26 protein-coding genes, 1 tRNA gene, 1 pseudogene and 1 riboswitch are annotated in these 26209 nt (G+C 55.4%); of the genes and pseudogenes, 13 read left to right on the forward strand and 15 right to left on the reverse strand.

Annotation, left to right across the window (positions count from 1 at the left end; translation table 11 throughout):
* Positions 1-190: 190 nt before the first annotated feature.
* The gene (gene uvrB, locus BT114_RS09280; RefSeq protein WP_072326181.1) at positions 191-2209 is read left to right on the forward strand and encodes an excinuclease ABC subunit UvrB; all 2019 of its coding nucleotides are present in this window, start codon (positions 191-193) and stop codon (positions 2207-2209) included.
* Positions 2210-2253: 44 nt separating this feature from the next.
* Entirely contained in the window at positions 2254-2871 is a 618-nt protein-coding gene (locus tag BT114_RS09285) for a class I SAM-dependent methyltransferase (RefSeq protein ID WP_072326182.1), read from the forward strand.
* A gap of 105 nt (positions 2872-2976) precedes the next feature.
* Here the strand turns inward: BT114_RS09285 and BT114_RS09290 are convergent, their stop codons facing one another.
* The 7 genes and pseudogenes from BT114_RS09290 to BT114_RS09320 all read right to left on the reverse strand — a co-directional run bounded on the left by BT114_RS09290 (position 2977) and on the right by BT114_RS09320 (position 8428).
* Positions 2977-3366 (reverse strand): response regulator, encoded by a 390-nt coding sequence (locus BT114_RS09290; protein ID WP_072326183.1) that lies wholly within the window; start codon positions 3364-3366, stop codon positions 2977-2979.
* 7 nt (positions 3367-3373) lie between these two features.
* A complete protein-coding gene (locus BT114_RS09295) occupies positions 3374-3940 on the reverse strand; it encodes a histidine phosphatase family protein (RefSeq protein WP_072326184.1) in 567 nt (188 codons plus the stop codon).
* Positions 3931-4725 (reverse strand): adenosylcobinamide-GDP ribazoletransferase, encoded by a 795-nt coding sequence (gene cobS / locus BT114_RS09300; RefSeq protein WP_072326185.1) that lies wholly within the window; start codon positions 4723-4725, stop codon positions 3931-3933. Before cobS ends, BT114_RS09295 begins: the two co-directional genes overlap by 10 nt.
* Positions 4722-5777: a nicotinate-nucleotide--dimethylbenzimidazole phosphoribosyltransferase gene (gene cobT / locus BT114_RS09305; RefSeq protein ID WP_072326186.1), complete on the reverse strand. Its 1056-nt coding sequence runs from the start codon at positions 5775-5777 to the stop codon at positions 4722-4724. Before cobT ends, cobS begins: the two co-directional genes overlap by 4 nt.
* A 268-nt stretch (positions 5778-6045) precedes the next feature.
* Positions 6046-6561: pseudogene (locus BT114_RS09310) on the reverse strand (ABC transporter ATP-binding protein); the annotation flags it as partial.
* Positions 6558-7535, reverse strand: coding sequence for a FecCD family ABC transporter permease (locus tag BT114_RS09315; protein WP_072326188.1), 978 nt, complete (start codon positions 7533-7535; stop codon positions 6558-6560). The pseudogene BT114_RS09310 and the gene BT114_RS09315, both read right to left, overlap by 4 nt.
* Positions 7535-8428: a cobalamin-binding protein gene (locus tag BT114_RS09320; RefSeq protein WP_245770418.1), complete on the reverse strand. Its 894-nt coding sequence runs from the start codon at positions 8426-8428 to the stop codon at positions 7535-7537. Before BT114_RS09320 ends, BT114_RS09315 begins: the two co-directional genes overlap by 1 nt.
* Positions 8429-8475: 47 nt before the next feature.
* Positions 8476-8728: riboswitch (cobalamin riboswitch) on the forward strand.
* Between the two features lie 134 nt (positions 8729-8862).
* Here BT114_RS09320 and BT114_RS09325 point away from each other — a divergent pair.
* The 9 genes from BT114_RS09325 (at position 8863) to BT114_RS09365 (ending at position 16869) form a co-directional block, all read left to right on the forward strand.
* A complete protein-coding gene (locus tag BT114_RS09325) occupies positions 8863-10791 on the forward strand; it encodes a TonB-dependent receptor plug domain-containing protein (RefSeq protein ID WP_072326189.1) in 1929 nt (642 codons plus the stop codon).
* Positions 10792-10809: 18 nt separating this feature from the next.
* Positions 10810-11415 carry a cob(I)yrinic acid a,c-diamide adenosyltransferase gene (gene cobO / locus BT114_RS09330; protein ID WP_072326190.1) on the forward strand — a complete coding sequence of 202 codons (606 nt, stop codon included), beginning with the start codon at positions 10810-10812 and terminating at the stop codon, positions 11413-11415.
* Positions 11416-11444: 29 nt separating this feature from the next.
* Positions 11445-12401, forward strand: a complete 957-nt coding sequence (gene cbiB, locus BT114_RS09335; protein WP_143142807.1) for an adenosylcobinamide-phosphate synthase CbiB — start codon at positions 11445-11447, stop codon at positions 12399-12401.
* A complete protein-coding gene (cobD, locus tag BT114_RS09340) occupies positions 12383-13402 on the forward strand; it encodes a threonine-phosphate decarboxylase CobD (protein ID WP_072326191.1) in 1020 nt (339 codons plus the stop codon). Before cbiB ends, cobD begins: the two co-directional genes overlap by 19 nt.
* The gene (locus tag BT114_RS09345) at positions 13402-14874 is read left to right on the forward strand and encodes a cobyric acid synthase (RefSeq protein ID WP_072326192.1); all 1473 of its coding nucleotides are present in this window, start codon (positions 13402-13404) and stop codon (positions 14872-14874) included. Before cobD ends, BT114_RS09345 begins: the two co-directional genes overlap by 1 nt.
* Positions 14875-14911: 37 nt before the next feature.
* A complete protein-coding gene (gene cobU, locus BT114_RS09350) occupies positions 14912-15493 on the forward strand; it encodes a bifunctional adenosylcobinamide kinase/adenosylcobinamide-phosphate guanylyltransferase (protein ID WP_072326193.1) in 582 nt (193 codons plus the stop codon).
* 94 nt (positions 15494-15587) lie between these two features.
* The gene (locus BT114_RS09355) at positions 15588-16244 is read left to right on the forward strand and encodes a hypothetical protein (protein WP_072326194.1); all 657 of its coding nucleotides are present in this window, start codon (positions 15588-15590) and stop codon (positions 16242-16244) included.
* The gene (msrB, locus tag BT114_RS09360) at positions 16241-16654 is read left to right on the forward strand and encodes a peptide-methionine (R)-S-oxide reductase MsrB (protein WP_072326195.1); all 414 of its coding nucleotides are present in this window, start codon (positions 16241-16243) and stop codon (positions 16652-16654) included. Before BT114_RS09355 ends, msrB begins: the two co-directional genes overlap by 4 nt.
* 125 nt (positions 16655-16779) lie before the next feature.
* A tRNA-Ser gene (locus BT114_RS09365) sits at positions 16780-16869 on the forward strand.
* A gap of 110 nt (positions 16870-16979) precedes the next feature.
* Here the strand turns inward: BT114_RS09365 and BT114_RS09370 are convergent.
* Positions 16980-18344 carry a ribonuclease J gene (locus tag BT114_RS09370; protein ID WP_143142808.1) on the reverse strand — a complete coding sequence of 455 codons (1365 nt, stop codon included), beginning with the start codon at positions 18342-18344 and terminating at the stop codon, positions 16980-16982.
* 140 nt (positions 18345-18484) lie between these two features.
* Here BT114_RS09370 and BT114_RS09375 point away from each other — a divergent pair, with 140 nt between their 5' ends.
* Complete coding sequence (locus BT114_RS09375) at positions 18485-19828, forward strand: Y-family DNA polymerase (RefSeq protein WP_245770419.1); 1344 nt, start codon at positions 18485-18487, stop codon at positions 19826-19828.
* A 7-nt stretch (positions 19829-19835) separates the two neighbouring features.
* On the opposite strand, the gene BT114_RS14900 is transcribed toward BT114_RS09375, so the two are convergent.
* From BT114_RS14900 to alr, 6 genes are all read right to left on the reverse strand, one after another.
* A complete protein-coding gene (locus BT114_RS14900) occupies positions 19836-20021 on the reverse strand; it encodes a hypothetical protein (protein ID WP_143142809.1) in 186 nt (61 codons plus the stop codon).
* Between the two features lie 209 nt (positions 20022-20230).
* On the reverse strand, positions 20231-21073 hold the full coding sequence (locus tag BT114_RS09380) for a 23S rRNA (adenine(2030)-N(6))-methyltransferase RlmJ (RefSeq protein WP_072326198.1): 843 nt from the start codon (positions 21071-21073) through the stop codon (positions 20231-20233).
* A gap of 106 nt (positions 21074-21179) precedes the next feature.
* Positions 21180-21434, reverse strand: a complete 255-nt coding sequence (locus BT114_RS09385; RefSeq protein WP_072326199.1) for a GrxA family glutaredoxin — start codon at positions 21432-21434, stop codon at positions 21180-21182.
* Between the two features lie 329 nt (positions 21435-21763).
* Entirely contained in the window at positions 21764-22540 is a 777-nt protein-coding gene (locus BT114_RS09390; protein ID WP_084662096.1) for a hydroxypyruvate isomerase family protein, read from the reverse strand.
* A complete protein-coding gene (locus BT114_RS09395) occupies positions 22540-23448 on the reverse strand; it encodes an NAD(P)-dependent oxidoreductase (RefSeq protein ID WP_072326201.1) in 909 nt (302 codons plus the stop codon). Before BT114_RS09395 ends, BT114_RS09390 begins: the two co-directional genes overlap by 1 nt.
* A gap of 1 nt (position 23449) precedes the next feature.
* Positions 23450-24547 (reverse strand): alanine racemase, encoded by a 1098-nt coding sequence (gene alr / locus BT114_RS09400; RefSeq protein WP_072326202.1) that lies wholly within the window; start codon positions 24545-24547, stop codon positions 23450-23452.
* A 70-nt stretch (positions 24548-24617) separates the two neighbouring features.
* On the opposite strand from alr, the gene BT114_RS09405 reads away from it, so the two are divergent.
* Complete coding sequence (locus tag BT114_RS09405; RefSeq protein ID WP_177247074.1) at positions 24618-25376, forward strand: glycerophosphodiester phosphodiesterase family protein; 759 nt, start codon at positions 24618-24620, stop codon at positions 25374-25376.
* A 3-nt stretch (positions 25377-25379) separates the two neighbouring features.
* On the opposite strand, the gene BT114_RS09410 is transcribed toward BT114_RS09405, so the two are convergent.
* Complete coding sequence (locus BT114_RS09410) at positions 25380-26207, reverse strand: inositol monophosphatase family protein (RefSeq protein ID WP_072326204.1); 828 nt, start codon at positions 26205-26207, stop codon at positions 25380-25382.
* Positions 26208-26209: the final 2 nt, after the last annotated feature.

The following is a 26209-nucleotide window of genomic DNA, read 5'->3' on the forward strand; positions in this document are numbered from 1 at the left end:
GAAAAGATGATCGGATGGCCGCATAGCCCGGAGTCTCCCTTGCGTTTCCAGTGACATGAATAGTGTTATTTTGACCGGTTCAATCAGTGCATCCTGTCCTCCCGACCGATGTTATCATAATCCATGTCGGCAAAAGCTGAACCCTGTGTTTTGCCCTCAGTTCAGTCGCACCTTTCAGCCCGGAGTTGTCATGAGTTCGCCTTTTGTTGTTCATTCCCGTTTTCAGCCCGCCGGTGATCAGCCCACCGCCATTGCTCAACTGGTGGACGGACTGGAGCAGGGCCTGGCACACCAGACCCTGTTGGGTGTGACGGGTTCAGGCAAAACCTTCACCATGGCCAAGGTGATTGAAGCGGTGCAGCGTCCAACCCTGATTCTGGCACATAACAAAACGCTGGCCGCCCAGCTTTACGGGGAGTTCAAACAGTTTTTCCCGAACAATGCGGTGGAGTATTTTGTTTCTTATTACGACTATTACCAGCCGGAAGCCTATGTGCCTTCGAGTGACACCTTCATTGAGAAGGATGCCTCGATCAACGAACACATCGAGCAGATGCGCCTGTCAGCCACCAAGGCGCTGCTGGAGCGGGACGACACCATCATTGTGGCTACGGTGTCTTCCATCTATGGTCTGGGTGATCCTTCGGCCTACCTGAAAATGGTGGTGCATCTGGATCGTGGTGAACCCATGAACCAGCGCCAGTTGCTGCGTCGCATGGCCGAACTGCAGTATACCCGCAACGATCTGGATTTCCGGCGTGCCACCTTCCGGGTGCGTGGTGATGTGATCGATATCTTTCCTGCTGAATCCGAGTATGAAGCGGTGCGGGTGGAACTGTTTGATGATGAAATCGAACAGATCAGCCTGTTTGACCCCTTGACCGGTGAGGTGCTGCGCAAAGTGCCGCGTTACACCATCTACCCGAAAAGCCATTACGTGACGCCAAGGGAAACCATTTTGCAGGCCGTTGACCACATCAAGGATGAGCTGCGTCAGCGGCTGGATTATCTGCGCAAGAATGATCGGCTGGTGGAAGCGCAGCGGCTGGAGCAGCGCTGCCTGTATGACATTGAAATGATGGTGGAGCTGGGTTACTGCAACGGCATTGAAAACTACTCGCGCTACCTGTCTGGCCGTGAGCCGGGGCTGGCACCACCGACCTTTTTTGATTACCTGCCGGCCCATGCCCTGCTGATGATTGATGAATCTCACGTGACTGTGCCGCAGATCGGGGCCATGTACAAAGGGGATCGTTCACGCAAGGAAACCCTGGTGGAGTATGGTTTTCGCCTGCCTTCCGCGCTGGACAACCGACCGCTGCGCTTTGAGGAATGGGAAGCGCTGGCGCCACAGATGATTTTTGTATCCGCCACGCCCTCCACCTATGAGGCAGAGCATGCCGGGCAAGTGGTGGAGCAGGTGGTGCGTCCCACCGGTCTGCTGGACCCTGTTGTTGAGGTTCGCCCGGCGCAGCAGCAGGTGGATGATTTGCTCGGTGAAATCAGCAAGGTGGTGGCAGAAGGTGAGCGGGTGCTGGTCACTACCCTGACCAAACGCATGGCAGAAGACCTGACCGAGTATCTGGCGGAACATGGGGTGAAGGTGCGTTATCTGCATTCCGACATCGACACCGTGGAGCGGGTAGAAATCATCCGCGATCTGCGCCTGGGTGAGTTTGATGTGCTGGTGGGCATCAACCTGCTGCGCGAAGGTCTGGACATGCCAGAGGTCTCGCTGGTGGCCATTCTGGATGCCGATAAGGAAGGCTTCCTGCGCTCCGAGCGTTCACTGATTCAGACGCTGGGGCGGGCTGCCCGTAATGCCAAGGGGCGGGCGATTTTTTATGCTGATCGCATCACCGGCTCGATGCAGCGAGCGATGGAAGAAACCGAGCGACGTCGCCACAAACAGATGGCCTACAACGCCGAGCGGGGCATTGTGCCACAAACCGTACACAAATCGGTGCAGGACATTCTTGAAGGTGCTCAGGCCCCCGGTAAACGGGATCGCAAGCAGGATCGCCGCAAGGTGGCTGAACCGGCTGCCGGGTATGGCACTGAAACACCTCAGACGCCAGCAGAACTGGATAAACTCATGGCCCGACTGGAAGACGAAATGTTCAGCGCAGCCAAAAACCTGGAGTTTGAAAAGGCTGCGGGTATCCGTGATCGTTTGCAGGAACTGCAGAATCAACGCATCAGCATGTGATGGCTAAGCCAGGAAGCCTCTTACACGGACCAGAGAAACAGAAAATGAAGAATCCAACACCCACAACCAGCCATTTTGACCGTTCTGCCCGAGACTGGGACCAGCGCCCCATGTCACAACAACTGGCGGTGGTGGCCGAGCGACTGCTGTCGCGGTTGACCCTGAACAGCGACCAGCACTGGCTGGACTTCGGTGCCGGAACCGGACTGCTGAGCCTGCCGCTGGCGCAGCAGGTGGCACAGGTCACGGCACTGGATACTTCCGCTGCGATGCTGGCCGTGCTGGCGGAAAAAGGACAGACCAACATCCAGACCCTGCAGCAGGACGTGTTTGCCGGGCTGCCAGCAGTTTATGCCGGTGTGGTCAGTTGCATGGCATTACACCATGTTGAAGACACGCTGGGGTTGCTGCGGATCTTTCATCAGCACCTGCAACCCGCAGGACAGCTGGCACTGGTGGACCTTTATGCTGAAGACGGCAGCTTTCATGGCGACAATGAGGGTAAGGGTGTCAAACACCTGGGGTTTGAACCGGCAGAGCTGCAGGCACTGGCTGAGCAGGCTGGCTTCCAGGCAGTGACCTTCACCGAAATCCTGCACCTGCAACACCGCAATGGTCGGGATTACCCACTGTTCCTGATGCAGGCTCGGGCTTCAGGCTGAGCTGTTTGCTGGTTACGGTCTGGTTGTCAGCTCTTGCTGTGTTTAGAGCGCCTGCAGCTTGTTTGTCAGCTTTTTTGACGTTTAGGGCGCCTGCGGCTTGTTTCGTCAGCTTTTTTGACGTTTAGAGAGCGCCTTACGGATGGCGTTGTCAATGTCCTGGCTCTTGAAGGGCTTGATGATGTAACCATCCGCACCGGTGCGAATGGCCTGCTGCACGGTGCCGACATCATTGTTGGCAGTCACCATGATCACCACAATGTTGGCACTGATGGTCTTGATGCTGGCCAGGGCATCCAGGCCACTGATGTCTGGCATATTGATATCAAGGCAGACTACATCGGGTTTGTAGATATTGGTTTTTTCAATCGCACTGTGGCCACCACTGGCCAGTGCCACCACATCATAACCCAGGTCTTTCAGCAACTCTTTCAGCATGTCACGCACCAGCGGTTCATCATCAACAACCAGGACGCGCAGGGAAGAGTTCTGTGACATGAAAACCTCAATCGGAAAGTGTGGACTGATGGGTATAAATCAGCCTTGCTTTTTTACCATATTTTGCCTTGACTGACCAGTCGGCGGGATTTGTCGGAATTGGCAGACCCTGACAGATCATGTCTGCTGCGGTCATCCATCCGGCATGGCCTACGGCCAGATGCAACTGCAGCTGAGGTTTGTTTTGCAGCCAGTTGTTCACCCGTGCAAACAGCTGCGTCAGGGTTTCTCCACCGCCGGGGGCATGGTCGGCAAAGTGTTGGCACCAGTGATCCATTTCTTCCCGGTTGATGGTTGACCAGGGGCGGCCATCCCAGTCACCGAAATCAAACTCGATCAATGCCGGATCCACCTGCAGCTGCCAGCCCAGTTGCGCCAGTTGTTCACCAACCAGCCGACTGCGCTGCAAGGGGCTGACGTGAATCACCGGCTCAGCTTGCAGGCGTCGTGCGGTGCGGCGGATATGATCAGCCAGGCGGCGAATGCGACGCGGGTCCACTGTAACATCTGTTTGCCCCAGGCAGATGCCTGCGACCTGCTGAGGCCGAGGATGACGCCAGATGATCACGGGCATAACAGCACCAGTCCGGCGTAAGCGGCCAGTTCCGTCAGTTGCTGGGTGGCTCCGAGGCCATCACCGGTGTAGCCTCCCAGGCGTCTGTGCAGCAGGCGGGCCATGTACCAGCCTGTCAGCAACATCAGCAGCAGGGGTAATAACCAACCATACCACTGGGTATCCGGTAGTAGCAGATGGCTCAGCAGCAGGGCCGGTGAAAGGGTCGCCAGGGCAAACAGGGCTTGTTGCAGGCTGAGGTGTTGCGCCAGCGGTTTGGCCTTGGCGTGATCCAGGTCACCGGCATAGTCCAGTCGGTGAATCAGCAGGATGCTGAACCAGCGGGAAAAGCCGTGTGCCAGCACCAGTGCCACCACGGCCCAGAGCAGCGGCAGGCTGGCCAGCAGCGCAACTTTTAATGCCAGTGCCAGCACCAGGCCCAGGGTGCCATAGGTGCCCAGCCGTGAATCTTTCATGATCTCCAGCGCGCGCTCACGGGTGAAACCGCCACCCAGCCCATCACAGGTATCAGCCAGGCCATCTTCGTGAAAGGCACCGGTGAGCCGGATACTGAAAGCGGTGCTGCCGATGGCTGCCACCCAGGGGTTGAACAACCAGAACAGCAGTGCAAAAACACCGGCTGTCAGGCTACCCACCAGCAGACCGGTGAAAGGAAACCAGCGGGCAGACTGATGCAGCCATTGTGGCTGATAGTCGGGCAGTGCCGGAACCGGCAGGCGTGTCAGAAACTGGATGGCCACCAGCAGCAGTTTCAGTTCATGTCGCAGCCGTTGGATGTATTTCATGGCATTTTTTCACTGACACCGGCATCTGTAAAGCTGGCCATATCGTTCAGAAAGGCCAGTGCCGACTGCAGCAGCGGATAAGCCAGCACGGCACCGGTGCCTTCTCCCAGTCTCAGATCCAGATCCAGCAGGGGGCTGGCATTCAACAGCTGCAGCAGGTGGCGATGGCCCGGTTCCGCTGAGGCATGGCTGAACACGGCAAAGTCCTTGATGCCCGGTTGCAGGTGTTCAGCCACCAGTAAGGCGCTGCAGGCAATAAAACCATCCATCAGCAGGATGCGACGCTCACTGGCGGCTTGCAGCAGAGCACCGGTCATCATGGCAATTTCCAGTCCACCCAGTGTGGCCAGAATTTCCAGCGGATTTTTAACCTGACGATGTTTATGCAGGACCTGCTCCAGAATGGCCTGTTTGTGTGCCAGTCCGGCATCATCCAGTCCGGTACCACGCCCGATGCACTGATCCAGCGGCAGCTTGCCGAGTTTGCTCAGCAGCAGGCTGGCCGCGGAGGTGTTGCCGATGCCCATTTCACCCACCACCAGCAGGTTGCCCGGTGCCTCACGCACCAGTGCCATGCCGCAGAACACCGCTTGCAGGCACTCTTCAGCATTCATGGCTGCGGTCTGCAGGCTGTTGCGGGTGCCACGCATGACTTTTTTCTGCAGCAGGTCCGGGTGAGGGGCAAAGTCCGCATCCACGCCGGCATCCACCACTTTCAGGGTCAGGCCATGCTGACGGGCAAAGACATTGATGGCCGCGCCACCAGCCAGGAAGTTGAGCACCATCTGCTGGGTGACGGCTTTTGGAAAGGCGGAAATGCCTTCATCGGTCAGGCCGTGATCGGCTGCAAACACCCGGATCTGCGGCTGCTGGATGGCGGGAGTGGCCGTGTTCAGTATCAGGCCCAGCTGCAGGGCCAGGGCTTCAAGCTGACCCAGCGAGCCGGGCGGCTTGGTTTTCTGGTCGATGCGCTGCTGCAGCTGCTGTTGCAGGGTCGGGTTGTGCAGACGGGGCAGGTTCGGCAGTTCGAGGCGGTGACGGGCAGTGAACATGGCTTTATCCGTTGGTGGAGCGGGGAATGAAAATGCTCTGGCCCTCTGCCTGAAAAAGCAGCAGGGGCTGTTGGTAAAGGGTTTCCAGGGCTGGCAGGTGCAGCATGATGTCTTTTTCACCCCAGCAGGCCTGACCATCCGGGTAAAGCAGCAACAGGTGGCTGCAGTAACGGGCAGCAAGATTCAGGTCATGCAGTGCCATCACTGCAGCCTTGCCCTGCTGCACTTCACTTTGGATCAGTTCCAGCACACTGATCTGATGATGCAGGTCCAGGTGATTGGTGGGTTCATCCAGCAATAACAGCTGTGGGTCCTGAGTCAGCAGGGTTGCCAGGGCCAGGCGCTGACGTTCACCGCCGGACAGGGTCTGAATGCGACGTTCGGCCAGTGGCAGCAGATCCAGACGCTGCAGGGCCTGTTGCGCCAGTGCCAGGTCTGTCGGGCTTTCATTTTGCCACAGGCTGAGATGAGGGTGACGGCCGATCAGGGCTGTTTCCAGCACCGTGGCCGGAAATTCATCCTGCTGCTGTTGAAACAGCAAGCCCAGTTGTAACGCCCGCTGGCGCACCGAAAGGCGCTGCAAGGGCTGGCCCTGCAACAGCAGCTCGCCTTGCCGGGGTGGCCTGAGACCTGCCAGGCAGTGCAACAGTGTGGTTTTACCGGCACCGTTGGGCCCCAGGATTCCCCAGCACTCACCGCGTTGAATGGACCAGTCCAGGGTGTTTGTTGCGGTATGGGCCGGAAGTGCCAGTTGCAACTGATGGGTTTGCAGCAGTGCATTCATAATGTTCGGCTCCGATGCAACAGCAGCAGAAACACCGGCACCCCCAGCAGGGCAGTGATGACACCCACCGGCAGTTGCTGAGGGGCAATCAGGATGCGTGCCAGGGTGTCGGCCACTACCAGCAGCGTGCCGCCGCCCAGTGCACTGGCAGGCAGCAGCAGGCGATGATCATGACCCAGTAGCAGACGCATCAGGTGGGGCACAATCAGACCAACAAAACCGATGCTGCCGGCCACGGTGACTGCCACGGCAGTCAGCAGGGCCGCCAGACCATAGATCAGCCACTCCATGCGCCGTACCGGAACACCCAGCGCTGCGGCTTGCAGGCTGCCACGAGCCAGTACGTTCAGGTGGCGACCCAGTGGCAGCAGAATCAGTAAAACTGCCAGCAGGGCCAGCCACGGCAGCAGTGCCGTGCGGGCATGGGCCAGGTCACCCATCAGCCAGTAAAGCATGCCGGGCAGTTCGCTGGAGGGGGCCACTGCCAGCAGGAAGCTGATCAGGGCTCCCCAGCCGGCAGCAATCACCACCCCGGTCAGCAGCAAACGGGTGGGTGTCCAGCTGCCGCTGCCATGAGCCAGTCCGAACACCAACAGGGTTGAAAAAAGAGCACCAACAAAGGCTGCAGAAGACACCCACAGAATTCCCAGTCCGGCCAGCATCGCCAGCAAAGCGGCCACTGCCGCGCCTCCGGACAGACCCAGTACATAAGGATCAGCCAGTGGGTTGCGCAGTAACACCTGCATCAGTGCACCGGCCACGGCCAGCAAACCACCGGTGGCAAAGGCTGCCAGCACCCGTGGCAGGCGCAGTTCCAGTATCAGCATGCGTTCCAGCGGATTGCCTTCACCGATCAGTACCGCCCAGATGGTCAGTGGTGATAAAGGCACACTACCCAGCAGCAGACCGCCGATCAGCGCCAGCAAGGCAGCCAGCAGCAACAGCGGCAAACGCCGGTAAAGTTGATTCGGCATCAGTGGCCCCGTGCCTGCTGGAGTTTTTCACACACCAGGCGGGTACCTTCCAGCATGCGGGGTGTTGCGCGTTGCAACAGGGATGGTGGAATGAAATAGAGTTTATTGTCCTGCACTGCCTGCAGGGATTCAAAACGCTGCCAGTTGTCCAGCCAGGCACGGTTGGCCTCACCCATGCCGCCACCGAGAATGGCTTCCGGGTTCTGCTGGATCACCGCTTCCTGGCTGATGCGTGGGATCAATGCATCAACATCGGCAAAGATATTTTCACCACCACACAGGCTGATGGCTTCATGGATGATGTGCTCCCGGTTGATGGTCATCAGCGGCTGTTCCCAGACCTGGTAAAACACCCGTACCGGGCGTAACCCCTGATGAGCTGTTTTAACGGCGGCAACGCCCTGTTCCAGCTCGGTTGCTGCCAGCTCGGCGGTGGCCTGATGCCCGGTCAGGGTGCCGATTCGCCGCAGATTTTCAGCAACTTCGGCAAAACTTCGGGGTTCCGAGTAGTAAATCGGGATGCCAAGGCGTTCCAGTTGCTCCAGTTGTGCACGTGGATTGCCGCTGTGCCAGGCCAGGATCAGATCCGGTTGCAGTGCCACAATGCCTTCCAGATCCATCTGGGTATGACTGCCGACCCGTGGAAGATGGGTGGCGGCTTCCGGATAGTCACTGAATTTCACTGCTGCAATCAGCAAATCACCGGCACCGGCAGCAAACACATTTTCGGTGATGTGGGGTGCCAGACTGATCAGGCGTTGTGCCGGTTGTGCCAGTTGCAGGGTGCGGCCGGTATCATCGGTGACCTGGATGGATTGAGCGAAACTGCTCAGCGGCATCAGCAGCAAGGCGAGAAACACCAGGCACATCAACTGGTTCGAGTGTTTTTTCATGAAATAATCGGTTCAATCAGCATTGGAAACGACGGGAGTATACGTGTATTCTTGTCGCCCTTCGAGGTGCCCGTCCAGCTTCTGCTGCTTCGGGATAATCGGGAAGCCGGTGCGCAAACTGCTGTTTGCAAGTCCGGCGCTGCCCCCGCAACGGTAAGTTCTGTGCCTTCAGCAATGAAGGGTTTTTTCCCTGTAACCACTGTGCCGCTTCAGTAACAAACAGCGCATGGGAAGGTGGGAAAAAACTGGTCATGACCAGCACAAACAAGCCCGGAGACCGGCCTTGAAGATGAGGAATGGCGGTGGGCCAGGCAACCTCGGCAAGCTGATGCCTTCAGCTTGTTTCATCTGCTTTTGCCTGCCTGCCGCCTTTAAAAACATGACCGGAATACTCCGGCCCTTTGCGTGCGGGCGGCACGCAGGACTAGATCATCATGAAACCCTTTTCTTCTTCCTCCTGGCTGGCTTCTGCTGCGCTGGGTGTTTTTGCACTGGCTCCACTGACTCAGGCGGTTGCGCAGGCGTTCAGTCTTGAACCGATTGTTGTGACGGCCAGTCGTTCCGAACTACTGGATACCGAGGCTCCTTTTGCCACGGAAATTCATACCTGGCAGGATATTCAGCGATCAGGTGCAACCACCCTTTATGATTATCTCGACCGTCATACCTCAGTTACGGTAATGCCATCTTACGGCAATCCTTTTTCCCAGCTCTTGGATATGCGTGGGTTTGGCATCGGTGATGGTCACCAGAATATTGTGGTAACCCTGGATGGCAGGCGCATGAATAATGTGGATATGGCACCACAGCTGCTTGGCAGTGTGCCGCTGTCAAGCATCGAGCGCATTGAAATTGTCAAGGGAAGTGGTTCGGTTGCCCAGGGTGATGGAGCCATGGCTGGTGTTATTAATATTGTGACCCGCCAGCGAGATGGTGCCAGTTTGTCTGTAGCAGCAGGAAGCCATGGACTAAAGTTAGCGAATCTCAGTGCTGGCTTAGTCAGAGAGTACTTTGCGCTTTCAGTATCTGGTGAGGTTCATCGGCATGATGGATTTCGTGAAAAAGATATTAGTGGCAGCAAGGATCAGTCTAGTGCTGATAACCTGCAAGTCCAGCTCAGGCTGTTTCCTGTGGAAGAAGTTGAGTTGCGGGCTGGTAAAACACGCTCCTGGATCGATACCACTTATGGCAACAGTCTGACTCTGAAAGAGTTTCGCGATGATCCTTCACAGAATCGTGCTGGTGGTACCTATACTGGTCAGCAATTTGAATCCCATGTCACTTCATTTGGAAGCACTGTAGATCTTGGATATGGTTTGTCTTTGATTGCTGATCACTTCATTGAGGATAAATCATCCGTCTATACCGGTTTTGGTGGGAGTGACTACGACTATCGTTCAACCGATGTCGCCATAAAGCATCAAAAAAATGAACTTTTATTGATGCTGGGTTGGCAAGGGTTTGAGGGTGTTCGTGAAGGTAGTGATAATGAAACCTCCAAGGACAACACCGGTGTTTATCTTCAGGGGCAGTATCGCTGGTTGGATACCTTGTTTGCTGCGGGTGTCCGAAAGGAAAAGGTTGCTTATGAGTACCGTCCCGAGACTGGGCCATCCTTGAAGGATGATCACAAGCTGACGGCCTGGGACCTGGGCGTCAATCATCGTTTGTCTCAAGAAGTCACTGTTTTCGGAAACCTGAGTCAGAGCTTTCAGGCTCCTGATATTGATCGGTTTTTTAATTGGGGTGGAACCTTTAACGAGTTTATTGAGCCTGCACGGGTGCGCAGTGTAAATCTCGGTTTTTCACATGTGACGGCATACAACAAACTGAAAGTCACAGTCTTCCATATGGATCTGGAGAACGAGATTTATCTAGAGCCCATCACTTTTGCCAACACAAATATCGATGAGTCCATCAAGTATGGCCTTGAACTGCAGAACCAGTTGCAGATGACAGAGCAGCTTCGTGGCAGCTTGAACTATGCCTGGGTACGCGCCGTCATTCTCAATGAAAATGAAGGTGATGGTGCCTATAACGGGAAAGATCTGCCTGGTGTGTCTGAGCACAGCATTTCCCTGGCGCTGGACTATGCAATCACTGATCAGTCAAGCCTGACCCTGACACAGGTCTGGCGCAGTGAAACCTGGGCAGCCAATGACTTTGCCAATGAGTTTGATCAGAAACAGCAGGCTTATCGCATGATCAATCTGGGCTACCGTCATCGTCTGGATCAGATGGAGCTGTTTGCTCAGGTTGATAATCTTTTTGATCAGGCCAATGGCATCTGGATTCGTGATGATGTGATTTATCCCGTTAACTTCACTCGCACCTGGCGTGTGGGTGTACGTGCTGATTTTTAATGACCAACTGAGGTTGTCATGACTGATACTGACAAAAGCCAGCGCCATAAACAGCGTATGGAGCGCCACAAGGCGGTGGTGGATGAAAAAATTGCCAGTGCCACCAGTGAGCGAGGTGTGGTGGTGGTGCACACCGGTAATGGCAAGGGCAAGAGTACCGCTGCTTTTGGCATGGCAGCCCGTGCCCTTGGACATGGCATGAAGGTGGGCATCGTGCAGTTCATCAAAGGCAGTTTCAGCACCGGTGAAGAGGCGTTTTTCCGGCGTTTTCCAGATGTCAGCTACCATGTGATGGGGCAGGGTTACACCTGGGAAACCCAGAATCTGGAGCAGGACAAGGCCACCGCTGCCAGGGGATGGGCACAGGCTAAAGCCTTTCTGGAAGACCCTTCAGTGGATCTGGTGGTGCTGGATGAGCTGAACATTGCCCTGAAGTATCAGTACATCGACATGCAGGCCGTGCTGGATGCTCTGGCACAGCGCCCTGCCATGCAGCATGTGGTGATCACCGGGCGGGGTGCACGGGATGAGTTGATTGCGGTTGCCGATACGGTTTCCGAGCACCGCGAGATAAAACACGCTTTCCATGCCGGAGTGATGGCGCAGAAGGGGGTTGAACTCTGATTGCGTTTGATGGCTTGATTCCTGCGGTCTTGCAGCCTGCCCTGATACTGTCTCTGGCACTGCTGCTGGATCGCTGGCTGGGAGAGCCGCGCCGCTGGCATCCGCTGGTGGGGTTCGGTTGGCTGGCTGCCCGTATTGAGCAGTATTGCCATGCTGATCAGCGCTGGGCAGGGGTGCTGGCACTATTGCTGGCCGTGTTGCCCTGGGTGTTGCTGGTGTGGGGTTTACGCAGCCTGTTGGCTGATCATTTGCAGTTTTTGCCGCTGCTATGGTTGCTGGAATGGTTGCTGGATGTGCTGGTGATTTATCTGGCGGTGGGCTGGAAAAGTCTGGATCATCATCTGATGCAGGTGTTTCAGGCTTTGCAGTCGGGTCAGTTGCCGCTGGCCCGGGAGCGGGTGGGCTGGATTGTCAGTCGTGATACCCAGGCGCTGGATGAAACCGGCATCAGCCGGGCGGGTGTTGAATCCCTGCTGGAAAACGGCAATGACGCAGTGTTTGGTGTGCTCTTCTGGTATCTGCTGCTGGGGTTGCCGGGTGTGGTGTTGTTCCGGCTGGTGAACACCCTGGATGCCTTGTGGGGTTATCGCACCGAGCGTTATCTGTATTTCGGCTGGGCAGCAGCAAGGCTGGATGATCTGCTGAACTGGTTTCCGGCACGCCTGACGGCCTTGTCTTATGCGCTGGTTGTTTTGTTCAGCGGGCGTTTTTTGCGAGTGCTGGCTGCAGCAAGGCACAGCAGCCATGAATGGAAAAGCAGTAATGCCGGAGCGGCGATGGCCGCTGGGGCGGTGGCGCTGAATGTCCGGCTGGGTGGTGCAGCCATGTACCATGGAGAAGAACAGCAGCGCCCGATCCTGGGAGAGGTGACTGCCCCTGACCCCGTGGCGACTGATTTGCAGGCTGCCAGTCTTCTGTTGTATCGAGCCGTTTTACTCTGGTGTGCACTGATCTGGCTGGGTGGTTTATGTCGGCTGCTTCTTTAATGCACGGTGGCCGTCTGCGGCAGGCTGCGCAGACTTATGGCATAGCCCTGGAGCAGTGGCTGGATCTTTCAACCGGCATCAATCCGCAAGGCTGGCCGGTACCCTCGGTGCCTGCTGAGGTCTGGCAACGCCTGCCGGAAGCAGAGGATGGTTTGCAGCAGGCAATGGCAGCTTATTATGCCAGCCCGGATGGCCTGGCGGTGCCCGGCAGCCAGGCTGCCATTCAGTGTTTGCCGCAGCTGCTGTTTGCAGACGAGACGCCTGCTGCTGTGCGTGTGGCACTGCTGACTCCCGCTTATACCGAACATGCCAGGGCCTGGCAGTCAGCCGGTTTTGATGGTGTGGCGGTGACGGCTGAAAACCTTGAACAATGCCTGCAGGATGATCCGCAGATCCGTGCGCTGGTGCTGGTCCAGCCGAACAATCCCACGGGAGTGCTGTTTGTTCATGCGGATTTGCAGCGCTGGCATCATCTGTTGCTGGCGCGTAAGGGTTGGCTGGTGGTGGATGAAGCCTTTCTGGATGCTCTGCCGCAGGCAAACAGCATGATCCAGCCCCGCATGCCGCCGGGACTGGTGGTGTTGCGTTCGCTGGGCAAGTTTTTTGGTCTGGCCGGGCTGCGTCTGGGATTTGTGTTTGCAGAAACCAGCCTGCTACAGCAACTGCAACGTCGTCTGGGTCCCTGGGCGGTGTCTCATCCTGCCCGTTATCTCGGACGACTGGCGCTGCTGGATCATCAATGGCAGCAAACAGCCCGTCTGCGATTGCAGCAGGACAGTCAACGTCTGGCTGAACTGCTGCAGTCAGTCCATCTGCCACCTGTTGGCGGCACACCACTGTTTCAGTGGATATTGACCCCTCAGGCAACAGCACTGGCCGATCTGCTGGCGCAGCAGGGCATACTGGTGCGCTCGTTTGAACACCCACCCAGTCTGAGGTTTGGACTGCCGCATACAGACGCTGAATGGCAGCGGCTTGAACAGGCTTTACAGGGGCGATGATGACCAATGTATTGATGGTTCAGGGCACCACCTCGGACGCAGGTAAAAGCCTGTTGGTCACTGCGCTGGGGCGTGCCCTGTATCGACGGGGCATACGTGTGGCACCCTTCAAACCCCAGAACATGGCGCTGAACAGTGCGGTGACCGCAGCGGGTGGTGAAATCGGTCGTGCCCAGGCCGTGCAGGCGGCAGCCTGTGGATTGTTACCCACGGTGGACATGAATCCGGTATTGCTGAAACCCACCACAGATAGCAAGGCGCAGGTCATCATCCACGGCCAGGCCATCAACACCCAGGATGCAGTGGCTTATCATGATTACAAAAAAACCGCCATGCAGGCCGTGTTGCAGAGCCATCAGAGACTGGTGAATGCCTTCGATGTGGTGTTGGTGGAGGGGGCCGGATCTCCGGCAGAAATCAATCTGCGGGCAGGTGACATTGCCAACATGGGGTATGCCGAGGCAGTGGACTGCCCGGTGATCCTGATTGCGGATATCGACCGCGGCGGAGTGTTTGCCCATCTGGTGGGTACACTGGCGCTGCTGTCAGCCAGTGAGCAGGCGCGGGTGGTCGGTTTTGTCATTAATCGTTTTCGGGGTGATCTGGCCTTGTTGCAACCGGGTCTGGACTGGTTGGAAGCCCATACCGGCAAACCTGTGCTGGGCGTCTTGCCCTACCTGATGGATTTGCAGCTGGATGCCGAAGATGCCCTGCCGCAGCAGCAACCGGTTAAAAGCCAGACCAGTCTGACGGTGGTGGTACCGGTGTTGCCGCGCATCTCCAATCACACGGATTTTGATGCCCTGATCCAGCATCCACAGGTGGATCTGCGCTTTGTTCGTGCCGGTGAAGCCATTCCTGCTGCCGACCTGATCATCCTGCCCGGCTCCAAGGCGGTCAGAGCTGATCTGCAATGGCTGCGTGAGCAGGGTTGGGAGCAGGCCATTCTGCGTCACCTGCGGTATGGCGGTAAACTGCTGGGGATTTGTGGTGGTCTGCAGATGCTGGGGCAGATGATCCATGATCCGCTGGGACTGGAGGGAGAGGCTGGTTCCAGCCGCGGGCTGGGCCTGCTGGATCTGGAAACCTGGCTGGAGCCGGAAAAAGTGCTGCGTAACACAGCCGGTTGGATGGTTGGCCTCGGTGAGCAACGAATTCCGGCGCGAGGTTATGAGATTCATGCCGGACGCAGCAGTGGCAAGGCACTTGAGAAACCACTGCTGCTATCGGATCAGGGTTTGGCGGATGGCGCCGTCAGTGAAGATGGTCAGGTGATTGCCAGCTACTGGCATGGCCTGCTGGATCATCCGGAAGCGCTGAGCGCCCTGCTGCACTGGGCTGTCGGGGAGCAGGCAGGGTTAGCAGTGATGCCGGATCTGAACAGTCTGCGAGAACAGACCTTTGAGCGCCTGGCGGATCTGGTCGATGAACACCTGGACATGCAGCGTTTGCTGGCACTGCTTGGTCAATGACAGGATAAAAGATGGTAGGGCAAGAGGAGCAAGCATCATGCGGCAACTGATTCTGGGTGGGGTACGCTCCGGTAAAAGTCGCCTGGCTGAGCAGCAGGCAAGAGAAAGATCCCTGCAAACCGGCTATCCGGTGACCTATCTGGCCACGGCGCGAGCCGGGGATGGTGAAATGGCCCGGCGCATTGAACAGCATCGTCAACACCGTCCGGATGACTGGTTAACGCTGGAAATTCCCGATGCCCGCTTGCCAGCACAGCTGCAACAGCTGCTGCAGCAACCGGGTGTGATCCTGTTGGATTGCCTGACCCTGTGGCTGACCCAGGTTTTGTGTGAAGATTTAGCTGATGAAGAAGCTCTGAGTGAAGCTGCCCTGCAGCGAGTGGATCAGTTATTGGATGAGCTGGTGGCAGTGGTCAGTGCAGGCGGCGTGGCCGACCTGATTCTGGTGAGTAATGAAACCGGACTGGGCATCATGCCACTGGATGCCCTGACGCGCGCTTACGGTGACCGTGCAGGGCTTTTGCATCAGCGATTGGCAAGCGTCTGTGAGCGAGTGATCTTTACTGTTGCAGGCATGCCGCTGGTGGTTAAAGGCAGTGGGTTCAATGAACTCTACTGATGGTCAGTGGTCCAGAGGAGAGGCTACCCGGCTTTATGCTTCGCTGGTATGCTGAACACAATCAAGGTCAGACTTCAGGGGTGAGGTGTTCAGGATGAAAAGCTTTTTTGGCAAAGGGGTTGCGGCGCTGGTTTTGTTGTTCTCGAGCCAATTAATCCTGGCGATGGAACAGGCAGTGATTCCTTTTACAGCCGTCTATCAGCTCGACTCACGTTATGCTCTTGCACCAAGCATCAGTATCACGCATGAAGTGACACAGAACCGTACCGGATTCCGGAGTAGGATGGAGGCTAGTGTGCAATTGGCCAGTTGGCGTGAACAAGCCACTTTCAGCCTCGATGGTCTGTTGCCGGTTTCAATGGATTTTCGCTCTCGTTCCCGAGTTATTCGCAACCAGACTGATCGTAGTCTGTCTTTTGCCGAGCGTGAGGCCACCACTTATGATCGTCAGACGGTGGTGTTCCTTCTGCCGGCATTGGCAACACGAGATGGTGCGGGCAGCAGTGGGTACCTGAATGTACTGAATCCACGTGGACGTAATAACGACATTGAATACAGGGTGGTGGAGATCACCCGTTTCCAGGGTATGAATGCTGCAGTCATTGATGTCTGGTTTGAAGATGAGCCGGAGCAGACTGCAAGGGTTCATTTTTCGCTGGATGTGCCTGGACTGGTGTTGCAGGCGGAAGCTTATGATGAGAAAGGGCAGCGTCTCGGACGCCTGCAATTACGCCGCTGGTCTGCATCATGAACAAGCCTGATCTCACCCCCCTGACAGCAGCGCAGAAACACCAGTTGGCCAGTAAGCTGAGCCGGGAGGCACAGCATGTACTGTTGAATCAGGGCACGGAACCTCCTTTTTGTGGTGGTTATCTGGATCAGAAGGGGCCAGGGGTATACCACTGCGGTCTCTGTGACCTGCCGTTATTCAGCGCCACGGCAAAATTTGAGTCAGGTACTGGCTGGCCGAGTTTTTATCAGCCAGTGGATGCCAGACATATTCGTTATATTGAAGACACCTCGCATGGCATGCTTCGCACGGAAATCCGCTGTGTACGCTGTGATGGGCATCTGGGGCATGTGTTTGATGACGGTCCACAGCCAACGGGTTTGAGGTATTGCCTGAACTCACTGGCGCTGCAGTTTCATGCTGACGAGTGATTAAGAGCTTTGTCGCAGTCGATCCAAGAGCCTTTCTAAGTGTCTGAGTTAGCAGTGGTTTCAAAAGCCTGCCAAGAGAAATTAGTTGACAGCTGAAAACCAGCTGATAAGATACGCGCCGTGTTGGAGGGCTGGCTGAGTGGTCGAAAGCAACGGTCTTGAAAACCGTCGAGGGTTTGCGCCCTCCCAGGGTTCGAATCCCTGGCCCTCCACCAAGAATTCAGATTTAAGCACCCTACGGGGTGCTTTTTTTGTTTATACCCACTACCCACTACCCACTACCCACTACCCACTACCCACTACCCACTACCCACAACCTAAAACGCTAGGAAGCGGTGATCCCTCGGCTTTTTTCTGGCTGCGGAGCAGGTTGTAACGCTGCCGGTAGGGCCGCCACCTTGCGCGGTATGGATGACAGATCATAAAGCTCGCCATTCCAGGCCGCTCGCGCTTGCATGCCCAGCTCACGGGCCAGTTGCACGTGTGCTTCTTCGTGATGAGGCTCACCATGCATGGCCAGTAGGCAAGTGGGTTTCAACCAGGAATAAAGCTGGCGTAACTCATCCTGTGATGGGTGTCCTGATGCGTGAACACAAGCATCCCCATCAGTCACCAGCAATATGCCTCGCTCGCGCAACTTTTGCACCAGGCCTTCAACAGCTGCTTCATTGCCGGGAATGGTTTTTGAAGAAAAGATCACCAGATCACCGGCTTCCAGTTCCAGATCCGGGTGGCTGGCATTAGCCAGACGGAATAAGGCTGCTCCAGGCTCTCCCTGACTACCAGTACAAATCAGTAACTGTTCATGGCTGGGTAGGTAGCCCAGATCAACGGAGGGTATCAAGGGTGGGAAGTCTTCCAGGTAACCCAGTCGAGCTCCGATGCTACGTACTCTTTGCATACTGCGCCCCAGCAGGGTCAGATGACGCCCGGTATGGCGTGCAATGATGCCCAGGCTGGCCATGCGTGCCAGATTACTGGCAAAACAGGTCACCAGCACCCGGCCGGGGTGTTTGCGTATCTGCTCCATTAAACCCAGCTGTACAGCCAGTTCAGAGCGGCTGTGGCCGTCACGTGTTGCATTGGTGGAGTCACCAATGACCAGGTCTATACCTTCCTGCCCCAGCGCTTGCAGGCGTGACACCGCCGTTCTTTCACCAATAACCGGTGCGGGGTCCAGCTTCCAGTCACCAGTATGATAGAGGCTGCGTCCGGCAACCTGCAGGTGGATGCCATGTGACTCAGGGATGGAGTGGGTGACGGGAATCCATTCTACAGTGAAGGGGCCAAACTCATAACAACGTAAAGGGCGAATGCGGTGAAGCTTTCCGCCCTGCTGTTCAGGTTTGACTCGACTCAGAATCATTTCAGCGGCAAAGGGTGATGCATAAACCGGGCAGGCGAGCTGTCGCCATAACCAGGGCAAAGCACCAATATGATCTTCATGGCTATGTGTAATCAGCAGAGCCTGGATTGTTATACCGTTATCTTCAAGCAGGTTTACATCCGGCAGAAGGATGGTGGTATCAGCGAGGCCATTTTTTAAAAAGCCCATACCACAATCTATTGCAATCCAGTAACCAGCACTGCCATAGAGATAAAAATTCGCGCCAATTTCACCGGCACCACCAAGGGGCATAAAAAAGGGGCCGATGGCCTGGTGCAATTGTTCCTGGGAGGGTTGTATCACAAAAAAGCCTTTTTAACGGTCTGTTCAACAGCCATCTTAACTGCCTGGTGCAGAGCTTTTCAAAAAAATTCCTCTGGGTAGCTTGACATGAGTGCTGTATAAAAACATATACTGTATAAAAATCATGTTCGAGGTGAGCCATGCAGGCATCAACAGCTTATGTCACCCGCCTTTCAATGGAGCGGGGAACAGCAGATCAAAAGTGGGTAGCCCTGGTCGATGTCAATAACTTCTATGTCAGCTGCGAAAGGGCTTTTGCTCCTCGCCTTAGAGGCCGACCTGTTGCGGTGTTATCCAACAATGATGGCTGTGTGATTGCGCGCAGTGAAGAAATTAAAGCCCTGGGTGTTGAGATGGGCACGCCCACTTTCAAGCTCAAGCACCTGGTTCGTCGTTATCGTGCTGTGTTGCTCAGTTCCAACTATCCACTTTATGCCGATATGAGTCGTCGGGTTAATGATGTACTGAGTCGCTTTTCCGAGTGGGTGGAACCTTATTCAATTGATGAGTCCTTTGTGCATCTGCCTGGTTTTTTCACCGACACCCTGAAAGAGCTAGGGCAAGCCATGGAGCAAGCGGTGTTGAAAGAAACGCATCTGCCTGTAGGGGTTGGAATTGCACCCAGTGCAACACTGGCAAAGCTGGCCAATCGCCAGGCCAAGAAAAAAACTCAGGGAGATCGTGTTTATTTGCTGGAGGCTGACTCAGAGGAAACGCGTAACCTGTTAATGAAAACCCCTGTTGGTGAGGTCTGGGGCGTCGGTGGCCGCCTGGCTGAGCGTCTCCATGATCTGGGAATTACTACTGCCTGGCAGTTACGTGAAGCACCGGAAGCACTCATTCGTCGCCGTTTTTCAGTTACCCTGGCCAGAATCCAGTGGGAGCTGAAAGGGCAGGCGTGTCGTCATGTCCATTCCGATGACACCTCACGCAAACAACTCCGGGTTTCTCGTTCTTTCGGCCAGGCAACAGCGGATCAGCAAGATCTGGCAGAGGCCTTGCGTACACATGTTAACCGGGCCGCCGAAAAGCTCAGACGCCAAAAATCCTGTGCACGGGCCATGACCGTTTTTTTACGAACCAATCCTTTTAATCACGATCAACCACAACACAGTGATGCACTGGTATGGGTATTTGAGCAACCAACTGCTGATACGGCTGAAATGCTGCATGCGGCTAACAAGTTGTTGCGGCGCTTATGGCGTCCTGGATACCGTTACCACAAAGCAGGAGTGTTACTGATGGATCTGGCAGATCAGTCCGCTGAACAGCTGACCTTGCTGGAGCAGCCAGAGCATTTGGCAAGACGCATCAGAAGTGAACGATTGATGCAGGTGATGGATGAAATTAATCGTACTCAGGGGCGTGATACCCTGGTGATGGGGTTAAATCGGCCCCAGGCACCCTGGCATACCAAGCAAGAAAACCGCTCACCGGCTTATACCACCGCGTGGCGTGAACTACCACGGGTGGCTGCACGGTGAGACGGGATCAGGCTGTTTTTTTCAGTGTTGCAATCGATGAAGGACCGGAGTTCTGGCCAGGTTTGGCTAAAAGTGTTTCCGGTTTAACGGCAGCGTCCTGGCTGACACGGGATGACGTTTGTTCTTCAGAGGGCTTGCTGCTGACAGCCATACAGAAACCACCGGCTGTAGCGACATAACATCTTCTGGACATATCGGTCTCCTGCTCTTGATCAGTTCAATGGAGCGCGGTAACGAATACCACAAGTGGTTTACATCAAAACTGAGAAGACCTTAACCAGAATTTATGTTGAAAGAAAGCATTTTTTTGTGCATTGCACAAAAAGTCTAATGCCCTGTCCAGTTTCAGTTGACCAAAGTCTAAAAAATCGCCAGGGAAGCATCACCTGGCGCAATGGTTAATCAGATGTTTCCTGACTGCTCTATACAAAACGTACCAGGCTTACCCTGTTGCAGCAGCTGATTAAGCTCTGGCATCAAGGTCTTAAAATCCTGAGCCAGTGACCAGGGAGGGTTGATGATTAACATGCCGCTTCCGGTCATGCCAAAACCACTGCTGTCAGGCAGAGGGCAGTGTTCCAAACGCAGTAATGAGGGCAAACCGGCATTGCTGAACTGACGAATCCAGCTTTCTGTTTGCTGGCGTTGCAGTACCGGGTACCAGATGGCATAGGTGCCGGTGGCAAAACGCTTGACGCCCTCTTGTACCGCTTGAATCACCCGTTGGTAGTCTTCCTTGAGTTCATAGGGTGGGTCCATCAGGATCAGACCTCGGCGCTCGGGTGGTGGCAAGCTTGCTTTCAGCGCAGCAAAACCGTCACTTTGCTGAATGCGTACACGTGCCTTGTTTTGCAGGTGTGAACTGAGCAAGCGGTGATCCTGCGGATGAAGCTCATGCAGTTGCATGCGATCCTGAGGTCTCATCATCAGGCTGGCCAGTAGTGGTGAGCCAGGGTAATAGAGTTCGGAGGGCTTGGTATTCAAGCTTAGAACCTGTTGCCGAAATGCTTGCAGTAGCGGGTGTTTCGGCTCAGCACCGAGCAGACGTTGGATACCATCCTGATATTCACCTGTTTTTTCTGCGCTAGCTGATTTCAAAGAGTAGAGGCCGGCACCGGCATGAGTGTCCAGATAGAACCAGGGTTTGTCCTTGCGGTTCAGGTAGTCCAGCAGATAATGCAGTGTCAGGTGTTTGAGCAGGTCGGCAAAATTGCCGGCATGAAAACTGTGGCGATAGCTGAGCATGGGCGGTTTCGTTGTGTTGGGCTGCAGATTTCAGAAAATCCCTGGCTTATCAGCAGAACAGCCGCTGTTCAGCGGCTGTTTGTCAGGGTATCAACCAACCGATTGATCAGACCCAGCCTTGTGCCCTGGCGTGTGCTTCCATTTCGGTGTAACCACCAATATGTTGCTTGTCGATAAAGACCTGAGGAACCGTCTGTACAGGCTTGCCTACAGTTTTTTCAAGATCCGCCTTGGTGACACCTTCCTCGTACATGTCAACATAGCGGTAGGTTGCGCCTTGTGAGGTTTCCAGGCGTTCTGCCAGGTCCTTGGCTCTGACGCAATAAGGGCAACCAGGGCGACCAAAAATTACGATGTGCATTGCAGTACCTCAAGGGATTCGGGGGTAACAAAAGCCTGCGACACTATACCAGTGAAAACCAATCTGAAAAACCTAAGGCCCCGATTGATACCTGCTATAAATCTTGAATTTATTATTTCGCCAGAAAACGAAACGCCCCGCCGAAGCGGGGCGCAGACTGGTCTTTTGAACCTGGAGTCTTCTCAACCTGAGTTGAGATTCTTGCCTGTTGAGCCGGAGATCCCTTTCCAGAAAGCTCAAGTTCAATATTAGAGATCACCCTTGTGCCTGAATAGCAGGTAATTGCAGCGGCGCTTGTAGGAGATTGCGTACAAAGATGCACTTCAGTCTCATAAAATACCATGAATATGTGAGAGCCAGGTAAAGTCCTCATGACTGTCAGCGGGAAACTCGGCTGCCAACCAGTGGGAATAACCAACCTCAGCCAGTTGTTGAAACAGGTCGTCCAGATTCAAGTTACCTGTACCAGGATGGCTACGGCCAGGTGAGTCTGCAAACTGAATGTGGGCTAGTTGAGCAGCATATTCTTTGATCAAGGCTGTAAGGTCTTCCTGCATCCGGGCTGCATGATAGATATCCAGCTGCAGTCCAAAAGCCGGTTGTTGCAATGCCTCCGCCAGCCTGGTCCAGTCGGCAACTCTGGGCGTTAAATAACGGGGTTGATCCAGGTTGTTGATGGGTTCGCAGGTGATGCGTAAGGGGTAATCCGCCAGGCGTTCACAAGCAAATTGCAGGTTGTCCAGCAGGCAGTCAAGGCAGGCCTGTGTTTCATACTCCAGCGGTTGGCGCCCGGCTAAAATATTAAAAACCTCTGGTTGCAGGGTGTCCAGATAGGGTAATGCCTGCTCCAGAGCCTGACGAAACGCATGCTTGCGTTGTGGGTGGCAGGCCAGACCATCACCACCCTGCATAAAATCACCGGCGGGTAGATTGATCAGCACCAAAGGCATGTCAGCTGCTTGCAGTGCAGACTGCCAATCACTGACAGCCAGCTCATAAGGAAATTGCACTTCCACACCGCTGAAGCCCAGTTGTCTGGCTTGAGTGATGCGTTGAAGTAATGGCAGATCACGGAACAGCAGGCTGATATTGGCGGCCAGTTTCATCAATTTTCTCCCTGCTGATGGATGCGGTAGCACTCCACCAGGGTCGCTGGATCCGCATCCTGCATGCCCTGAATCGCGTGATTGCGCATCAACTGGGCTGCCAGTCCGCTCATTGGCACACTGCGCCCGGTGTCCCTGGCCAGGTCACCGGCCAGGTCCAGGTCTTTGAGCAGGGTGCGGACTTTCCATCTGGGTTCGGAATAGTCTGCTTTTGCCATGCGGGGTGCCAATAACTGCAAGGGCAGGGAGTCAGCAAAACCACCGGCAAATGCCTGCGGCAGGCGTTCTGCATGAATACCAGCAGCTTCTGCCAGGGCCATGACTTCGGCAATCACCATGGCATTGCAGCTGACCAGCATCTGGTTGCAAACCTTGGCGACCTGGCCGCTGCCTGCCGGACCCATAACGGTCACCTGCCGGGCCAGTGGTTCAAAGAGTGCTTTAACACGAACCAGGGCTGCGTCGCTGCCACCACACATGATGGCCAGTTGCCCTTGTTCAGCACCGCCCACACCACCGGAAACAGGTGCATCAATCCAGTCACAACCTCGCTCCTGAACGGCGGCTGCAAGTTTGCGGGTTGCTTCCGGTGCAATGCTGGAGAAGTCGATGATCAACTGGCCGGCTTGCAAATGGGGCAGCAGGCCATGATTTTCATCCAGCAGCAGTTGCTCAACGGTTTGAGTATCTGCCAGGCACAGGCAGATGACATCACATTGCTTGGGCAGTTGCTGAAGGTCTGTAACCAGATGGGCTCCCTCACTGACCAGGGCTTCGGCTTTGTTCCGGGTGCGGTTCCAGAGAAACAGATTAAAGCCAGCCTGCAGCAGGCGTCTGCTCATTGGTGTTCCCATCAGACCGATGCCAACAAAACCCACGTTTTTGATCGGAGAAACAGCGGTGATCATTTTACTCTCCAGAATAAATACGTCTGACGCGCGGTAATAAACCAGTCAGCAGGGTATAACTGATGGTGTCACACCAGTCGGCGACTTCATTGACGGAAAGGTTGTTGCCCCAGAGTTCAACAGGATCACCGGGTTGGTCGCTGGAACCAGGCCCAAGATCAACCGTCATCATGTCCATTGAAACACGACCGGCAAGGCTGCAGCGGCGGCCATTGACCAGAATGGGGGTGCCATCACGTGCCTGACGCGGATAACCATCACCATAACCACAGGCAATGACACCAATGCGTGTTGCTTGTGAGGTGACAAAACGCCCGCCATATCCCACGGCTTCGCCGGCCGGCAAGTCCCGCACACTGATCAGACGGGATTCCAGTGTCATCACCGGCTGCAGTTGCTCACCAAGGGGATGACCTGTCACCAGAGGAGAAGCACCGTACAGCATGATACCGGGGCGCAACCAGCCCTGTTGTGCGGCCTGCCAGTGCAGGGTTGCCGCCGAGTTGGCCAGGCTGGCCGGGCACTGGAGCTGTTGTTGCAAGGCCTGAAAGCGGGTGATCTGCTGTTCAGTGACAGGGCAGTTGGTTTCATCCGCACGGGCAAAATGGGTCACCAGAGTCATTTCACCGATGGCCGGTAGCTGCCGCAGGGTTTGCCAGGCAGCAGTAACCGCTTCCGGAGCCAGCCCCAGCCGATGCATACCGGTATCCACTTTCAGCCAGACATTCAGGCTGCCAGGTTTTACGGGATGCTGCTGAAGGTGGCTTGTCAGTTGATCGATCTGCCACTGGCTGTGTAACACTGGTTGATACTGCTGTTGCAGTAGCTGCGGGATTTCCTCCGCTTCAAAAAAACCTTCCAGCAACAGAATGGGTTGCTGGATGCCGGCTGTACGCAGTTGCTCAGCTTCTTCAATGCAGGCCACACCAAAGGCAGGAGCCAGATCAGACAAGGTTCTGGCAACAGGAATGGCACCATGACCATAGGCATCAGCCTTGACCACGGCCACTGCTGTGCCAGTTGCGGACTGGCCGAGGGCCAGCTGATAATTGTGACGCAAGGCAGCAAGGTTGATTGCTGCAATCAGGGGGCGGGCCATGCCTCAGCTCCGACAGTTTGGAATCAGGGGGTTGGATGTTAGCGAATATTGTGGATGGCTGGCTATGTTGATGTCATCTGTTATTGCACACAGAGGTGCACGGCAGCAGGCTGCTGAAAATACCTTGAGAGCCATGACACTGGCTGCTGAGCAGGGAGCACGCTGGGTTGAACTGGATGTGATGCTGACGGCAGATGGCATTCCTGTTGTGTTTCATGATCGTTATCTGGATCAGTTGACCAATGGTTATGGTGAGCTGGCGTCCTATCGCTTCGAGCAGTTACAGCGCTTGCGTGTACACGCCCCCATCGGCAGTGATGACCAGGCACAACCCATTCCCACCCTTGCTGAAGCTTTGCAGCGGCTGCATGCACTGGGGTTGGGGCTGAACCTGGAAATCAAACCCTCAACAAGATCGTTATGGCGGGAAACCCTGCAAGCCAGTCTGGCGGTGATTCAACAGTCAGCACCCTTACCGTTGGTGTTATCCAGCTTTCGTCATAAAGCCATTGCTGAAGCCCTGCAGCTGGCTCCCGGCATTCCACGGGCACTCTTGTGGGAGCGCTTGCCGCATGACTGGAAGCAGACTGCGCTGAAGCTGGAGGTCCGTGCCATTCATCTGGCAGAGTTTGCCTTGCGGCGCTGGCAGGTGGCAGAAATTCGTGCCAGTGGTTTTGAAGTGTATGTTTATACCGTTAACTCCATTAAGCGAGGCAAGCAACTGAAAAGCTGGGGTGTCAACGGGGTCTTTACCGATCATCCGGCTGCATTTCTCAGCCAGCCGGAATGGACCACTCGACAGGTACGTGCTTATGGTGAGCCACTTTAAGACTCAGTCACCATCAGCATCCAGTAAGCATTGTTTTAATTCATGATGGATGCCCGGAGTGGTGATGATCCAGTCACGGGTATCCAGATACAGGCCAACAAAATCACTGGGGTAGAGGTGGCTGAGCTGGGCACCGGCTTCTTCAGCGATCAGTACGGCTGCAGCAAAATCCCACAGGCTCAGGCTTTCGTAATAACCATCCAGCGAACCATCCGCAACGTGGCAAATGTCCAGTGCCGCGGAACCGCAGCGGCGCAGATCCTGACACTGAGGCAAAAGCACCGCCAACCGGTTGATCAGGGGTGCCAACTGGGTTTTGTCGTAAGGGAAACCTGAAGCAATGAGTGCCGGGCGCAAATGGGTCAGTCCGCTGACATGAATCGGCTGATTATTGCGATAAGCACCCTGCCCGCGAATGGCACTGAAGCTTTCCTCCAGAAAGGGTGCATGCACAACACCAATCTGAGGTACACCATGGCTATAAAAACCAATGGAAACTGCCACATGAGGCTGGCCATGCGCAAAGTTCACGGTGCCGTCGATCGGGTCCAGAATCCACAGGGCAGGAGCCTCTGCAGCCCCTTGAGTGTCGGTGATGTTTTCTTCACTCAGGATGCGGTCATCCGGGAAGGCTGCCTGTAACTGACTGCAGAGGAAGTTATCTATTTCCTTGTCAGTGCTGGTCACCAGTTCCTGGTGGTTTTTGTAATTGCGTTCAAAGCCACCATCTACTCGGGCTTGTTTCATCATCTGACCAGCCTGCAGGGCAATTTTTTCAGCAAAACGCAGGCGATGTTGCAGGGCTTCGTGAGACAGGGGGCTGCTGGACATAA

The sequence above is a fragment of the Marinospirillum alkaliphilum DSM 21637 genome, from assembly GCF_900119735.1.
GTDB lineage: Bacteria > Pseudomonadota > Gammaproteobacteria > Pseudomonadales > Halomonadaceae > Marinospirillum > Marinospirillum alkaliphilum.

Coding starts and splice junctions, on each gene's coding strand:
- cobD (WP_072326191.1), top strand. CDS start 12,383: ATGTCGGCTGCTTCTTTAATGCACGGTGGCCGTCTGCGGCAGGCTGCG.
- BT114_RS09285 (WP_072326182.1), top strand. CDS start 2,254: ATGAAGAATCCAACACCCACAACCAGCCATTTTGACCGTTCTGCCCGA.
- BT114_RS09345 (WP_072326192.1), top strand. CDS start 13,402: ATGACCAATGTATTGATGGTTCAGGGCACCACCTCGGACGCAGGTAAA.
- cobT (WP_072326186.1), bottom strand. CDS start 5,777: ATGTTCACTGCCCGTCACCGCCTCGAACTGCCGAACCTGCCCCGTCTG.
- BT114_RS14900 (WP_143142809.1), bottom strand. CDS start 20,021: ATGTCCAGAAGATGTTATGTCGCTACAGCCGGTGGTTTCTGTATGGCT.
- BT114_RS09380 (WP_072326198.1), bottom strand. CDS start 21,073: ATGCTCAGCTATCGCCACAGTTTTCATGCCGGCAATTTTGCCGACCTG.
- BT114_RS09315 (WP_072326188.1), bottom strand. CDS start 7,535: ATGCCGAATCAACTTTACCGGCGTTTGCCGCTGTTGCTGCTGGCTGCC.
- BT114_RS09395 (WP_072326201.1), bottom strand. CDS start 23,448: ATGATCACCGCTGTTTCTCCGATCAAAAACGTGGGTTTTGTTGGCATC.
- cobU (WP_072326193.1), top strand. CDS start 14,912: ATGCGGCAACTGATTCTGGGTGGGGTACGCTCCGGTAAAAGTCGCCTG.
- cobO (WP_072326190.1), top strand. CDS start 10,810: ATGACTGATACTGACAAAAGCCAGCGCCATAAACAGCGTATGGAGCGC.
- BT114_RS09325 (WP_072326189.1), top strand. CDS start 8,863: ATGAAACCCTTTTCTTCTTCCTCCTGGCTGGCTTCTGCTGCGCTGGGT.
- BT114_RS09405 (WP_177247074.1), top strand. CDS start 24,618: ATGTCATCTGTTATTGCACACAGAGGTGCACGGCAGCAGGCTGCTGAA.
- msrB (WP_072326195.1), top strand. CDS start 16,241: ATGAACAAGCCTGATCTCACCCCCCTGACAGCAGCGCAGAAACACCAG.
- cobS (WP_072326185.1), bottom strand. CDS start 4,725: ATGAAATACATCCAACGGCTGCGACATGAACTGAAACTGCTGCTGGTG.
- BT114_RS09355 (WP_072326194.1), top strand. CDS start 15,588: ATGAAAAGCTTTTTTGGCAAAGGGGTTGCGGCGCTGGTTTTGTTGTTC.
- alr (WP_072326202.1), bottom strand. CDS start 24,547: ATGGCCCGCCCCCTGATTGCAGCAATCAACCTTGCTGCCTTGCGTCAC.
- BT114_RS09410 (WP_072326204.1), bottom strand. CDS start 26,207: ATGTCCAGCAGCCCCCTGTCTCACGAAGCCCTGCAACATCGCCTGCGT.
- BT114_RS09385 (WP_072326199.1), bottom strand. CDS start 21,434: ATGCACATCGTAATTTTTGGTCGCCCTGGTTGCCCTTATTGCGTCAGA.
- BT114_RS09320 (WP_245770418.1), bottom strand. CDS start 8,428: ATGAAAAAACACTCGAACCAGTTGATGTGCCTGGTGTTTCTCGCCTTG.
- BT114_RS09390 (WP_084662096.1), bottom strand. CDS start 22,540: ATGAAACTGGCCGCCAATATCAGCCTGCTGTTCCGTGATCTGCCATTA.
- BT114_RS09375 (WP_245770419.1), top strand. CDS start 18,485: ATGCAGGCATCAACAGCTTATGTCACCCGCCTTTCAATGGAGCGGGGA.
- uvrB (WP_072326181.1), top strand. CDS start 191: ATGAGTTCGCCTTTTGTTGTTCATTCCCGTTTTCAGCCCGCCGGTGAT.
- BT114_RS09295 (WP_072326184.1), bottom strand. CDS start 3,940: ATGCCCGTGATCATCTGGCGTCATCCTCGGCCTCAGCAGGTCGCAGGC.
- BT114_RS09290 (WP_072326183.1), bottom strand. CDS start 3,366: ATGTCACAGAACTCTTCCCTGCGCGTCCTGGTTGTTGATGATGAACCG.